10 protein-coding genes are annotated in these 14321 nt (G+C 64.8%); 2 read left to right on the top strand and 8 right to left on the bottom strand.

Annotated features, from left to right (window positions below):
* Positions 1 to 65: 65 nt before the first annotated feature.
* The gene (gene katG / locus ACR9YP_RS04325; protein ID WP_474219078.1) at positions 66 to 2231 is read left to right on the top strand and encodes a catalase/peroxidase HPI; all 2166 of its coding nucleotides are present in this window, start codon (positions 66 to 68) and stop codon (positions 2229 to 2231) included.
* Positions 2232 to 2448: 217 nt separating this feature from the next.
* Here the strand turns inward: katG and pnp are convergent, their stop codons facing one another.
* The 8 genes from pnp to rimP all read right to left on the bottom strand — a co-directional run bounded on the left by pnp (position 2449) and on the right by rimP (position 12869).
* Positions 2449 to 4611, bottom strand: a complete 2163-nt coding sequence (gene pnp / locus ACR9YP_RS04320) for a polyribonucleotide nucleotidyltransferase (RefSeq protein ID WP_370989817.1) — start codon at positions 4609 to 4611, stop codon at positions 2449 to 2451.
* 379 nt (positions 4612 to 4990) lie between these two features.
* Positions 4991 to 5260, bottom strand: a complete 270-nt coding sequence (gene rpsO / locus ACR9YP_RS04315) for a 30S ribosomal protein S15 (RefSeq protein WP_008540131.1) — start codon at positions 5258 to 5260, stop codon at positions 4991 to 4993.
* 2 nt (positions 5261 to 5262) lie between these two features.
* Positions 5263 to 6381: a tRNA pseudouridine(55) synthase TruB gene (gene truB, locus ACR9YP_RS04310; RefSeq protein ID WP_438103843.1), complete on the bottom strand. Its 1119-nt coding sequence runs from the start codon at positions 6379 to 6381 to the stop codon at positions 5263 to 5265.
* On the bottom strand, positions 6378 to 6809 hold the full coding sequence (rbfA, locus tag ACR9YP_RS04305) for a 30S ribosome-binding factor RbfA (RefSeq protein ID WP_091882224.1): 432 nt from the start codon (positions 6807 to 6809) through the stop codon (positions 6378 to 6380). The genes truB and rbfA overlap by 4 nt, the downstream gene beginning before the upstream one ends.
* A gap of 154 nt (positions 6810 to 6963) precedes the next feature.
* Positions 6964 to 9672 carry a translation initiation factor IF-2 gene (gene infB, locus ACR9YP_RS04300; RefSeq protein WP_091882221.1) on the bottom strand — a complete coding sequence of 903 codons (2709 nt, stop codon included), beginning with the start codon at positions 9670 to 9672 and terminating at the stop codon, positions 6964 to 6966.
* A gap of 70 nt (positions 9673 to 9742) precedes the next feature.
* Positions 9743 to 10426 carry an RNA-binding protein gene (locus ACR9YP_RS04295; protein ID WP_438103845.1) on the bottom strand — a complete coding sequence of 228 codons (684 nt, stop codon included), beginning with the start codon at positions 10424 to 10426 and terminating at the stop codon, positions 9743 to 9745.
* A gap of 77 nt (positions 10427 to 10503) precedes the next feature.
* Positions 10504 to 12111: a transcription termination factor NusA gene (nusA, locus tag ACR9YP_RS04290; protein ID WP_091882215.1), complete on the bottom strand. Its 1608-nt coding sequence runs from the start codon at positions 12109 to 12111 to the stop codon at positions 10504 to 10506.
* A gap of 2 nt (positions 12112 to 12113) precedes the next feature.
* Positions 12114 to 12869, bottom strand: a complete 756-nt coding sequence (gene rimP / locus ACR9YP_RS04285) for a ribosome maturation factor RimP (protein WP_130220068.1) — start codon at positions 12867 to 12869, stop codon at positions 12114 to 12116.
* Positions 12870 to 13227: 358 nt separating this feature from the next.
* On the opposite strand from rimP, the gene ACR9YP_RS04280 reads away from it, so the two are divergent.
* Complete coding sequence (locus ACR9YP_RS04280) at positions 13228 to 14310, top strand: DUF2336 domain-containing protein (protein WP_474219075.1); 1083 nt, start codon at positions 13228 to 13230, stop codon at positions 14308 to 14310.
* The last annotated feature ends 11 nt before the right edge of the window (positions 14311 to 14321 follow it).

The raw sequence follows: 14321 nt of genomic DNA, 5'->3' as shown, positions 1-14321 counted from the left end.
AGGCGACGCTTAGAGTGGTTCTACCTGGTCAAAGGCGCCGTCGGACGCCACCAGAGGAGGTAATCATGGATGACACTTCGAAGTGCCCGTTTACGGGCGGAAAACCAACGCGCGTGAACCGCGACTGGTGGCCAACCCAGCTCAGCATCGAGATGCTGCACAAGAATTCCGACCTGTCCGATCCGATGGGCAAAGAATTCGACTATGCCAAGGAGTTCAAGTCGCTCGACCTGAACGCGGTCGTCAAGGACCTGACAGCCCTGATGACGGATTCGCAGGAATGGTGGCCGGCCGACTTCGGTCATTACGGCGGCCTGATGATCCGCATGGCCTGGCACAGCGCGGGCACTTACCGCATCACCGATGGCCGCGGTGGCGCCGGCGCCGGTCAGCAGCGCTTCGCGCCGCTCAACAGCTGGCCCGACAACGCCAACCTCGACAAGGCACGCCGCCTGCTCTGGCCGATCAAGCAGAAATACGGCCGCAAGATCTCCTGGGCCGATTTGATGGTGCTGGCCGGCAACGTCGCGCTGGAATCGATGGGCTTCAAGACGTTTGGTTTTGCGGGTGGCCGCGCCGACGTCTGGGAGCCGGAAGAGCTCTATTGGGGTCCCGAAGGCACTTGGCTGGGCGATGAGCGCTACAGCGGTGAGCGTCAGCTCGCCGAGCCGCTCGGCGCGGTGCAGATGGGCCTCATCTACGTCAATCCGGAAGGCCCGAACGGCAAGCCGGATCCGATCGCGGCGGCCAAGGACATCCGCGAGACCTTCTTCCGCATGGCGATGAACGACGAGGAAACCGTCGCACTGATCGCCGGCGGTCACACATTCGGCAAGGCCCACGGCGCGGGCGATCCGTCGCTGGTTGGTCCGGAACCGGAAGCGGGCGCGCTGGAAGATCAGGGCCTCGGCTGGAAAAGCAAGCACGGCACCGGCGTCGGCGCCGATGCGATCACCGGCGGCCCGGAAGTCACCTGGTCGCAGACGCCCACCAAGTGGAGCAACTACTTCTTCGAGAACCTGTTCAAGTACGAATGGGAGCTGACGAAGGCGCCGTCGGGTGCGCAGCAGTGGAAGGCCAAGAACACCGAGGCCGTCATTCCCGATGCCTTCGACAAGTCCAAGAAGCATGTGCCGACCATGCTGACGACGGACCTCTCGCTCCGCTTCGATCCGGCCTATGAGAAGATCTCGCGGCGCTTCCTCGAGCATCCCGATCAGTTTGCGGACGCCTTCGCCCGCGCCTGGTTCAAGCTCACCCATCGCGACATGGGCCCGATCCAGCGCTATCTCGGACCGCTGGTGCCGAAGGAGACGCTGATCTGGCAGGATCCGATTCCGAAGGTCGATCACGAGCTGGTCGGCGAGCAGGATATTGCTTCGCTGAAGACCAAGATCCTGGCCTCGGGTCTGTCGGTGTCCGAGCTGGTCTCGACCGCGTGGGCGTCGGCTTCGACGTTCCGCGGCTCGGACAAGCGTGGCGGCGCCAACGGCGCTCGCATTCGCCTCGCGCCGCAGAAGGACTGGGAGGTCAACCAGCCGGCTCAGCTCGCCAAGGTCCTCGGCAAGCTCGAAGCGATCCAGAAGGACTTCAACGCGTCCTCAGGCGCGAAGAAGGTCTCGCTTGCGGACCTGATCGTGCTCGGCGGCACCGCCGCGGTCGAGAAGGCCGCCAAGGATGCCGGCGTCGACGTCAAGGTCGCCTTCACGCCGGGCCGCATGGACGCCTCGCAGGAGCAGACGGATGCGGCCTCCTTCGCGCCGCTGGAGCCGCGGACCGATGGTTTCCGCAACTACACCGGCAAGAAGCATCAGTTCATGATGCCCGAAGAGGCGCTCGTCGATCGCGCGCAGCTGCTGAAGCTCACCGGGCCCGAGCTAACCGTGCTGGTCGGCGGCCTGCGTGTGCTCGGCGCCAACGCGAACGGTTCGAAGCACGGCGTCCTCACCGCGAAAGTGGGAACGCTGAGCAACGACTTCTTCGTCAACCTGCTCGACATGAGCACGCAATGGGCGCCGGTTGCCGACGGCAGCTATGAGGCCCGCGACCGCAAGACCAACGCGGTGAAGTGGACCGGCACGCGCTCCGACTTGATCTTCGGCTCGCACTCGCAGCTCCGCGCCTTCGCCGAGGTCTATGCCACCTCGGACTCCAAGGAGAAGTTCGTGAAGGACTTCGCCAAGGCCTGGACCAAGGTGATGAACCTCGACCGCTACGACATCGCGGCGTGAGGCTGGTTCACCTCTCCCATAGGGAGAGGTCGGCGCGAAGCGCCGGGTGAGGGGTTACGCTCCTCGTGGGACCAAACCCCCTCACCCGATTTGCTTCGCAAATCGACCTCTCCCCATTGGGGAGAGGTGAAAAGCAGCGCGTTGATCGATCGAAGCAATAAAACAAAAAGGGCGGCCTTTCGGCCGCCCTTCGTGTTTTTGACCGTGTAGCGAGAACTTACTCGCCGGCTGCTTCGCGCGGGGCCTTGTCGCCCTCGGCGGCCTTCTCCTTGGCTTCGAGGTCTTCGCCGGTGGTCTGGTCGACTACCTTCATCGACAGGCGGGTCTTGCCGCGGTCGTCGAAGCCGAGCAGCTTGACCTTGACCTTGTCGCCTTCCTTGACGACGTCGGAGGTCTTCTGCACGCGGCTGGCCGCGAGCTGGCTGATGTGGACGAGGCCGTCCTTGGAACCGAAGAAGTTCACGAAGGCGCCGAACTCCATCACCTTGACGACGGTGCCGTCATAGATCTGGCCGACTTCCGGCTCGGACGCGATCGACTTGATCCACTTGATCGCGGCCTTCATCGCCTCGCCGTCGCTGGAGGCGACCTTCACGGTGCCGTCGTCCTCGATGTTGACCTTGGCGCCGGTCTTCTCGACGATCTCGCGGATCACCTTGCCGCCGGTGCCGATCACTTCGCGGATCTTGTCAGTCGGGATCTTGAAGGTCTCGATGCGCGGCGCGTATTCGCCGAGCTCGGCGCGGGCCGCGGTGAGGGCCTTGGCCATCTCGCCGAGGATGTGGATGCGGCCTTCCTTGGCCTGGCCAAGGGCGACGCGCATGATCTCTTCGGTGATGCCCTCGATCTTGATGTCCATCTGGAGCGAGGTGATGCCCTGTTCGGTACCGGCGACCTTGAAGTCCATGTCGCCGAGATGGTCCTCGTCACCGAGGATGTCCGAGAGAACCGCAAAGCGCTTGTCCTCGAGGATCAGGCCCATCGCGATGCCCGCGGTCGGCCGCTTGAGCGGCACGCCGGCATCCATCAGCGCCAGCGAGGCGCCGCAGACCGAAGCCATCGAGGAGGAGCCGTTGGACTCGGTGATCTCCGACACCACGCGCGTGGTGTAGGGGAACTCGTGATGCGGCGGCAACACCGGGTGGATCGCGCGCCAGGCGAGCTTGCCGTGGCCGATCTCGCGGCGCTTGGTGCCGCCGAGGCGGCCGGTCTCGCCGACCGAGTAGGGCGGGAAGTTGTAGTGCAGCAGGAACGTTTCCTTGTACGTCCCCGACAGCGCGTCGATGTACTGCTCGTCCTCACCGGTGCCGAGCGTGGTCACGACCATCGCCTGGGTCTCGCCGCGGGTGAACAGCGCCGAGCCATGGGCGCGGGGCAGCACGCCGACCTCGGCGACGATGTTGCGCACCGTCTTGACGTCGCGGCCGTCGATGCGCTTGCCGGTGTCGAGGATGTTCCAGCGAACGATCTTGGCCTCGAGCTCCTTGAACACGCCGGCGACACGGAGCTTGTCGTATTTCGGCTCCTGCCCTTCCGGGAAGTAGTGGGCCATCACCTTTTCCTTGGCGACGCCGACCGCGGCATAGCGCTCCTGCTTGATCGGAATTGCATAGGCAGCGCGCAGCTCCTGCTCGATCAAGCCGAGCATTTCCTTTTCGAGCGCCGAATTGTCGATCGCGGTGACTTCGCGCGGCTCCTTGGCGGCCTTCTCGGCGAGCTCGATGATCGCGTTGATGACCGGCTGGAAGTGGCGGTGACCGAACATCACGGCGCCGAGCATCACGTCTTCGTTGAGCTCCTTGGCCTCCGACTCGACCATCAGCACGGCGTCGGCGGTGCCGGCGACGACGAGGTCGAGCTGGGTGTCGACCATCTCGTCGAGCGTCGGGTTGAGGACGAATTCGTCATTGGCAAAGCCGACACGCGCCGCGCCGATCGGGCCCTTGAAGGGCGCGCCGGACAACGTCAGCGCGGCGGAGGCCGCGACCATCGCCACGATATCGGGATCGTTTTCCATGTCGTGCGAGAGCACGGTGACGATCACCTGGGTCTCGTTGCGCCAGCCGTCGACGAACAGCGGGCGGATCGGACGGTCGATCAGGCGCGAGACCAGCGTCTCCTTCTCGGTCGGACGACCCTCGCGCTTGAAATAGCCGCCGGGAATGCGCCCCGCAGCGTAGGTCTTTTCCTGGTAATCGACGGTCAGCGGCAGGAAGTCGACGCCTTCGCGCGGCGCCTTCGCCGCGACGACCGTGGCAAGCACCACGGTCTCACCATAGGTGGCGATGACGGCGCCGTCGGCCTGACGGGCGATCTTGCCGGTTTCGAGCTTGAGAGGGCGTCCGCCCCAGTCGATCTCGACTGAATGCTTATTGAACATAGAGGTCTTCTTTCATGGGTTCTCGAAAGAAGGGACACGCTTCGAAAAACAAAAACCATGCGCAAGATTGCGGGGCGCTGATCGGAGCGGGTGATCAGCGTCCTGCGATCCTGCCATGGTTTTTGGATGTCGGATGGCGTCCATCCTTTCGGGTCATACGGGCGCCTTGCCCGTTGTGCCCAGCCGCCGGATTGCTGCTGGACTGTCAGTCGGCACGAACGCGAACACCGAACCTTGGTCTTCGCTCATCATGCCCCGGATGTTCGCCGTCAACGGCTCGCATCCGACGCGCACGCAGCCTCGATCAAAAACCTTTAAGGAAGCGCTTTCGTTCGAAACCACGCGCGAAAACGCGCGCCAGTGGCGCGCGCAGGAACTCTTAACGACGAATGTTGTGCTTCTCGAGCAGCGCCTTGTACCGCGCCTCGTCCTTCTTCTTGAGGTAGTCGAGGAGCGAGCGGCGGGTCGAGACCAGCTTCAAGAGGCCGCGACGCGAATGGTTGTCCTTCACGTGGGTCTTGAAATGGTTGGTGAGGTTGTTGATGCGTTCCGACAGGATCGCGACCTGAACCTCGGGCGAGCCGGTGTCGCCGGCCTTGGTGGCATTCGTCTTGATGACTTCCGCTTTGCGTTCTGCGGCAATCGACATCGTCAATTTCTCTCGTTGCGACCGGGGTTGGCAGTCAGGCCGGTCAGGTTGAACACACGCTTGGGGATGATTTCGCCATTGCCAACTTCGGCAAGCGCCAAAAGACGGCCTGCCACCGTGACATAGACTGTGCCGCTACAAGTGGGCGCATCCCGTCCGCGCAACAAAACGGCCTGGCCCCGGTGGAGCCTTGCCGCATCAGCCCGAGTGACGGCCAGTGCCGGGATGTCGTCCAGCGCGGTCTCAACGGGCAAAAGCGCGTCGGCGAGGCTGCCCTCGCCGGACGCGGCTCTATCGCACAAAGCCTCCAGCTGATCCAGCGGAATCATGTCGTTTTCGCCAAATGGGCCGACCAGGGTCCGCCGCAGCGCGCAGATATGGCCATAAGTGCCGAGAATCCGGCCCATATCGCGGGCCAGCGCCCGGACATAGGTGCCCTTGCCGCACTCGGCCTCGAACACGGCCCGGTCGTTATCCGGTTGATCCACAAGGGTTAAATGGTGAATCTCGACGGGGCGGGGCGCCAGCTCCACGACCTCGCCGTCGCGGGCGAGGTCATAGGCGCGCTCGCCCTGGACCTTGATCGCGGAATAGCGCGGCGGGATCTGCTCGATCACCCCGGTGAAGCGGGGCAACAGGGCCAGGATGGCCTCCCGGGTCGGGCGCTGGTCGGAGGTCGCGGTGACCCGACCCTCGATATCGTCGGTGTCGCGTTCCTCGCCCCAGCATACGGTGAACTGGTAGCGCTTGCGGCCGTCCATCACGAAGGGAACGGTCTTGGTGGCCTCCCCGAGTGCGATCGGCAGGCCGCCCGAGGCGAGCGGATCGAGCGTGCCGGCATGTCCCGCGCGCTTGGCGTTGAACAGGCGCTTGAGCACGGCGACGGCCTGGGTCGAGGTCATGCCGATCGGCTTGTCGAGCACGACCCAGCCGTGGACGTCGCGCCGGTCGCGGCGCGGCTGGTTGCCCTTCTGCTGCTTGGTACGCGGATCGTTATTGACGCGGCGCTGCTCCTGGTACGATTGAGAATTGCTGCCCAGATCCGCAAAATTATTTGTCTGCACGTCGCGTTGATCGGCCTGTTCGCCGCTGATCGTGTCGTGAGCCGGGTCCATCGTCATCGTTCTTCTTCCCGATCCGAATCCGGATCCTGTTCCAAGTCCTTCTGCACCGCAGGTGTTCGCAAAAGCTTCTCGATCCGTTCCGCCTCGTCGAATCGTTCGTCGACGCGGAAGCGAATGTCAGGTGCAAATTTCAGGTTAACGCGCCGCGCGACTTCGCCGCGCAGGAATTTCTTGTTGCGCTCGAGCGCAGCGATGACGATCTCGGTGTCGCGGCCACCGAGCGGCATCACGTAGATTGTCGCGAGCTTCAGGTCCGGCGACATCCGCACCTCCGGCACGGTGATGATGTGACCTTCGAGATCCGCATCATGCACGTTGCCTTGCGCCAGAATCTCGGCCATCGCATGGCGAACCTGCTCGCCGACGCGCAACTGACGTTGCGAGCCTCCGGCTGGCGAACTCTTCTTTTGATGGTGGCGGGGCATTCTCGAAAATCACCTCGTCATGCCCGTGTTTGGGACACGGGCATTGTCATTTGTCCTGTTGAAACGAAGAGAGGTGGATGGCCGGAAAAATCCGGCCATCGCACTCCCGCAATTTCAGTTCAAAAAGATCCGAACGCTTCGGTAAGATTTGGACTTACAGGGAGCGCTGGATCGTCTCCACGCGATAACACTCGATGACGTCACCGGCACGCATGTCGTGATAGTTCTCGAAGGCCATGCCGCATTCCTGGCCGGACTGGACTTCCTTCACTTCGTCCTTGAAGCGCTTGAGCGTCGACAGCTTGCCTTCGTGCACGACGACGTTGTCGCGGATCAGGCGCACATTGGCGCCGCGTTCCACGGTGCCGTCAGTGACGCGGCAGCCGGCGACCTTGCCGACCTTGGAGATGTTGAAGATCTCCAGGATCTCGGCATTGCCCAGCATGGTTTCGCGCAAGGTCGGCGCGAGCAGGCCGCTCATCGCCTTCTTCACGTCGTCCACGAGGTCGTAGATGATGTTGTAGTAGCGGATCTCGATGCCGTTGCGCTTGGCGGCCGCGGCGGCCTCCTTGTTGGCACGGACCGAGAAGCCGATGATCGCGGCGTTGAAGCCTTCCGCGAGCGTCACGTCGGATTCCGAGATGCCGCCGACGCCGGCATGCAGGATGCGGGCGGCGACTTCGTCGGTGCCGAGCTTCTCCAGCGAGCCGAGGATCGCTTCCAGCGAGCCCTGCACGTCGGCCTTGACGATCAGCGGGAATTCCTTGCGGCCCGCCGTCTTCAATTGCGACATCATCTGCTCGAGCGAGCCACGCATGCCGGAGATCGAGGCCGCCGCGTTCTCGCGCTTCTGGTGCGCGCGGTAGCTGGTGACCTGGCGGGCGCGGGCTTCGTTCTCGACCACGGCGAGACGATCGCCGGCCTCCGGCGGACCGTTGAAGCCGAGCACCTCGACCGGCACCGAGGGACCGGCCTCCTGCACCGTCTCGCCCTGATCGGAGATCAGCGCGCGGACGCGGCCCATCTCGGCGCCGGCGACGATGATGTCACCGACACGGAGCGTGCCGCGCTGGACCAGCACGGTCGCGACCGGACCACGGCCGCGATCGAGCTTGGCCTCGATCACGGTGCCTTCGGCCGGACGCTCCGAATTGGTCTTCAAGTCGAGGATTTCGGCCTGCAGCGCGATCATCTCGAGCAGCTTGTCGAGATTGGTCTTGTTCTTGGCGGACACTTCGACGTCGACGACTTCGCCGCCGAAGGATTCGACCTGCACCTCGTGCTGGAGCAGCTCGGTGCGGACGCGCTCGGGCTTGGCGTCGGGCTTGTCGATCTTGTTGATGGCAACGATGATCGGCACGCCTGCCGCCTTGGCGTGATTGATGGCCTCGACCGTCTGCGGCATCACGCCGTCATCGGCCGCGACCACCAGCACGACGATGTCGGTGACCTTGGCGCCGCGGGCACGCATCGCGGTGAACGCGGCGTGGCCGGGCGTGTCGATGAAGGTGATCTTCTTGCCGCTCTCGGGCGACAGCACCTGATAGGCGCCGATATGCTGGGTGATGCCGCCGGCTTCGCCGGAGACCACGTTGGCATGGCGCAGCGCGTCGAGCAGCGAAGTCTTGCCGTGGTCGACGTGACCCATCACGGTCACGACTGGCGACCGCGTCTCGGTGTCGGTGGAATCGTCGACCTGGTCGAACAGGCCTTCTTCGACGTCCGAGGCGGCGACGCGCTTGACGGTGTGGCCGAGCTCTTCGGCGATCAGCTGCGCGGTGTCGGCGTCGATCACGTCGGTGATCTTGTGCATCGCGCCCTGCTTCATCAGCATGCGGATGACGTCGACCGCGCGCTCGGACATGCGGTTGGCGAGTTCCTGGATGGTGATCGCTTCCGGAATCGTCACCTCGCGGACGAGCTTTTCCTTGGGCTCGTTCGAGGCATGGCCCTTGAGGCGCTGGGTGCGGCGGCGGAACGAGGCGATCGAGCGCTCGCGCACGTCATCGGCGTTGAGCGCGGTGACGACGGTGAGGCGGCCGCGTTCCTTCTGCGGGCCGGGCTTGTGCGTGGTCTTGGGGGCTGCCGCGGGACGCATGGCGCCGCCGGGACCGCGACGGATCTGGCGCGGAGCCTCTTCCTCGTCGGGCTCGGCCGCAACTGCGGGGCCGCGGCCAGCCGGTCCACCCGGACGCTGCGCGGTCGTCGTTGCAGGCCGCGCCGTCGTGGTTCCCGGACGTGCCGTCGTGGGGGTGCCGGGCCGCGCCGCGGGGGCGCCGGGCCGCGGCGCAGGAGCGGACGGAGCTGCCGTTGCGGGCCGTGCGGCAGAAGGCTGCTCGCCTTCGCCAAAACGCTTCTTGGCCTCGGTCTCGGCCTTCCGCTTGGCTTCGTCCTCGTGGCGATGACGCTCGTCCTCGGCCTTGCGGCGGGCCTCGGCGGCTTCGCGCTCGGCGCGTTCGGCGGCCTCGCGGACCGCGCGGCGCTGGGCCTCTTCCTCGGCCTGGCGGCGCTCCTCGACCTCGCGCAGCTTGGCATCGGCCAGCGCGCTGGCACGGGCGGAACGTTCGTCCTCGGTCAGGGTACGCAGCACCACGCCGGAACCGGCGTTGCGCGGCGAGGCGGGCGGTGGCGCCGGGCGCGACGGCGCGGGCGCGGCCGGTGCCGGCTTCGCCGTCACCTCGGGCGCGTGCGGCTCGGGGCCGTCGCCAATGCGGCGCTTGCCGCGCTTCTCGACCACGACCTGCTTGCTCCGGCCGTGGCTGAAGCTCTGGCGCACGGTGCCCGTCTCGACGCGCGGCTTGAGCGATAGCGTCTTGCTCGGAACGCTCAGCTTCTTGTCGCCAGGGGTCTTGGTATCAACCATTCAGCAGTCCTAATCCTGATCTGTTGTCGTTGTGCGTTGCCGCACCGTCATATCGGTTCGTCGTTGTCTCTCAGAAATCCTGGCCGTGCTTTTCGGCAGTCTTGTCATCGTCCGCCATCCGGTATCGGACCAGCATCTGGCTACGTGACAGGAATGACCTGCTCGCCGGGCCCGCGAGCAGCGCAGCATGTATCACATTTGACCGGGTCAGTGCCAAATCCAATTCTATCGATTTCAGCGCGGTGATGACGGGAAGCGGCGGCCTGGCGCCGCGATTTCCGGCATTTTGACGCGCCAGCATGTCCAATTTGCGGATTCCGTCCGCGGCCCCGTCGCTGGCGTGGATCAGGACCTCGACCGTGCCTTCCCGAAGGGCGCTCTCGACCTTGCCGAAACCGGCCACGACCTGGCCCGCCTTGGCGGCGATCCCAAGGGCTTCCGTCACGCTCCGAACCAGGAGCGTCTCGATGTCGGCGGGAAGCGTCTGGGGGGTGTGCAGCTCGCGCTTGAAGGCCTTGCTAAATTGGTGACGCCGCACGGCTTCCGCAACCACCTGCCGTGAGGCGGTGATCCACATGCCGCGTCCGGGCAGCTTGCGCTTGAGATCGGGAACTATGTCGCCTTGGGGCGATACGACGAAGCGGATCAGCTCGTCGATCGGCCGGACCTCGCGGCTGACCGCGCACATCCGCATGGTCGCGGACTTTTCGGTCCGCGGCCCATGGTCGAGTTCGCTGTCAGTGCTGACGAGCATCCGGTCGACATCCTCCTTCGCCTTCTAAGTCGCGTGTTCTTCACGCAAAACCGGTCTCCACTTTTGCTGAACACGCCTTAAGCCGGCTGATCTTCGGTCGCCTCGGCCTCTTCGGGCTTGGCAAGATCGGCCTCGGTGATCCAGCCGGCCTTGACGCGGGCCTGCATGATCATGGCTTCGGCATCGTCACGGGAGATGTCGATGCCGTCGAGCGCACCAGCATGCTTGGTCGGCTCGCCGCCTTCCTTGCGCTCGGTCCAGCCGACCAGATCGTCGGTGGCGCAGCCGGCGAGGTCGTCGACGGTCTTGATGTCATTCTCGCCGAACTTCACCAGCATTTTCGAGGTCACGCCGGGCACGTCCTTGAGCGCGTCCTCGACGCCGAGTTCCTTGCGCTTGGCCTCGAGCTCGGCTTCCAGCTGCTCGAGATATTCGCGGGCGCGGTTCTGGAGCTCCTGCGCGGTCTCCTCGTCAAAACCCTCGATGCTGGCGAGTTCCTTGACGTCCACCATCGCGAGTTCCTCGACCGAGGTGAAGCCTTCGGACGCCAGCAACTGACCGACCACTTCGTCGACGTTGAGCGATTCCATGAAGACGCGGGTGGAGTTCTCGAAGTCCGCCTGGCGGCGCTCCGATTCCTCCTGCTCGGTCAGGATGTCGATGTCCCAGCCAGTGAGCTGCGAGGCCAGACGCACGTTCTGGCCGCGGCGGCCGATCGCGAGCGAAAGCTGGTTGTTGGTATCGGGGACGACGACCTCGATGCGCTCGCGATCTTCGTCGATGACGACCTTGGAGACTTCCGCCGGCGCCAGCGCGTTGACCACGAAGGTCGCGATGTCGGGCGACCAGGGAATGATGTCGATCTTCTCGCCCTGCAATTCGTTCACCACCGCCTGCACGCGCGAGCCGCGCATGCCGACGCAGGCGCCGACCGGATCGACCGAGGAATCGCGGGAAATCACGCCGATTTTCGCGCGCGAGCCCGGATCGCGGGCGACCGCCTTGATCTCGACGATGCCGTCATAGATCTCCGGCACTTCCTGCGCGAACAGCTTTGCCATGAACTGCGGATGGGTGCGGGAGAGGAAGATCTGCGGGCCTCTCGTCTCGCGGCGGACGTCGAAGATGTAGGCGCGGACGCGGTCGCCGTTGCGGAACACTTCGCGCGGCAGCATCTCGTCGCGGCGGATGATGGCTTCACCACGGCCGAGATCGACGATCACGCTGCCATATTCGACGCGCTTGACGACGCCGTTGACGATGTCGCCGATGCGGTCCTTGAACTCCTGATATTGCCGGTCGCGCTCGGCCTCGCGCACCTTCTGCACGATCACCTGCTTGGCCGACTGCGCGGCGATGCGGCCATATTCCAGCGGCGGCAGCGTGTCGGCGATGGTGTCGCCGACCTGGGCACCGGGATTGGCGCGCTGCGCATCCACCAGCGAGATCTGGTTGGAATGGTTTTCGACCTTCTCGACCACCAGCATGTGGCGCGACAGCCGCAGCTCGCCCTTCTTCGGGTCGATCTCGGCGTGAACGTCAGTCTCGCTGCCGTAACGGGCCCGCGCCGCTTTGGCGATGGCGTCCTCCATCGCGGCGATGACGATGCCGCGGTCGATCGATTTCTCCCGCGCAACGGCGTCCGCGATCTGGAGCAATTCAAGTCGATTGGCGCTGACTGCCATGGCTAGTCTCCTTCGTCAGGCTCGATCTCGCCGCGCCGCGCGCGTTCGGCGGCCAGGCGATGTTTCTTCGTATTGGTCGGTGCCGGCTTCTTCTTCGGCTTGGTGTTCTTGGTGGTCTTCTCGCTGATCTTGGCGTGCGGCGCCGGCGGCGGCTCGAGACCGAGATTGCGGCGCATCTCGCGCGCCTCGGCCTTGCCGCGACGCATCGATTCGGCGATCAACTCGTCAGTCAGCACCAGCCGTGCCTCGCCGATATCCTCCATGGTCAGGAGAACGTCGGGATCATCACCCGCCTTGACGTCGTCGCGATGCAGATGCACGCGATCGCCTTCGACAGCGCCGAGCGTGCCGCGGAACCGCTTCCGCCCCTCATGGGCGACCGCCATCTCGATCTTCACCAGATGTCCGGCATACCGCTCGAAATCGGAGCGTCGCACCAGGGGACGGTCGATCCCCGGCGAGGAGATTTCCAGCCGATAGGCGCGATCGATGGGGTCGGCGACGTCGAGCACAGGCGACAGCGCCCGCGAGATCGCCTCGCAATCCTCGATCTGCATCGAGCCGTCCGGCCGCTCGGCCATGATCTGCACGGTGCAGCCGGCCTCTCCGGAAATGCGGATCCGCACCAGGCGATAGCCCATGCCCTGGAGCACGGGAGCTGCAACCGCGGACACCCGGGCCGCGACGCCCGGCTCGACCACGAGCCGCGGCTCGGCCAGCAATTCGGCATCCGTGGAACCAGAGTTCGGTTCGGTCATAGCAGGGGTCAGGCGCTCGATGGTTAAGGCTTGGTTAATTTCAAAGCCCGCTTCGGAACTCTCCCGACAACGCGTCGGGCCGCATCTTCCGCCAAGCCGCGTTCAGGTAATAAAAAAGAGCGGGTCCTTTCGGGCCCACTCTCACTACGCGGATCGTATGAGAAGATGAATTGGCGCTGATATAGCCTTTTCTACCCTCCCGGACAAGGCCCATTGCAGGGCAGAGAAGGCTTTTTGCGCCCGATCTAACGGCCCGCCGCGCAACGCTTCCTTCATCAAGCAGGCCTAGATTCTCCGATTGTGGGGCGGCTTGATCTATGGCGCGCCCACGGCGTGCCAAGATCCCGAGTTGCGTTTCATGACCGTTGCCACGTCGCTGATTCCTGGACTGGACGATATCGTCAAACGCGGCGATCCGCGGCGTCGCGGCGAGATCGCGCGGGCCATCTCTGCATTGTTTTTCCGGGATGCCGAAAAACTCGGCCCCGAACTGATCGATCTGTTCGACAATCTCCTGATTGATCTCGTCCCGCATGCCGAGCTCGCCTCGCGCATCGATCTTGCCGAGCGCTTCTCGCGCGTCGGCAACGCGCCGCCGCATCTGGTGAACCAGCTCGCGCGCGAAAACGAGATTATGGTCGCGGGCCCCGTGCTGCGCCGCTCGCCCGTGCTCGACGAGGCCGCCCTGGTCGAGATCGCGCGGTTGAAGGGGCAGGGTCATTTGCTGGCGATGACAGAGCGCCCCATCTTGCCGGCTGTCGTCACCGACGTGCTGGTCGAGCGCGGTGATCGCGACGTGGTGCGTCGCGCCGCGGGCAATGCCGGTGCGGTGTTCTCGCCCGGCAGCTATTCCGAGCTGATCAAGCGCGCCGCGCAGGACGGCGTGCTGACGCTCAAGATCGGTCAGCGCAACGATCTCTCGGGCGAGCAATTGAAGGAGCTTCTCGACGGCACGCTCGACGTCATCCGCCGTCGCCTCTCCAGCGTGGTCAATCCCGCGCGCCAGATCGAGATCAAGCGCACGATGGCGGCAATCGAGGAGGCGGCGCTGCCGCCGGGGCCGCGCCGCGATTTTTCGGCGGCACAGCGCACGGTGCTGACCCTGCATCGTGATGGCCATCTCGGCGAGAGCGCGCTGCTCGGTTTCGCCAAGGCGCACAAATACGAGGAATCGATCGCCTCGCTCTCGGCGATGTCCGGTGTCCGCCTTTCGATGCTCGACCGCCTGATCGCCGGTGATCGCTGCGATCCGATTTTGATCCTGGGGCGCGTGCTCAATCTCGGCTGGCCCACGGTGCGCGCGCTCATCCTGCTCTGGTACGGCCCGCACCGCACCCCGGCCGATGCCGACATCGAGACCGCGCGCATGAACTTCACGCGCCTGATGCCGACGACCGCCGAACGCGTCGTGAATTTCTGGCGCAACCGGCAGACGATCTAGCTTCGCGCTCC

This window comes from Bradyrhizobium sp. BR14999 (assembly GCF_056106085.1).
Note: the sequence above shows the minus strand (reverse complement) of the source record. Positions and strands in the feature narration are given on the sequence as shown.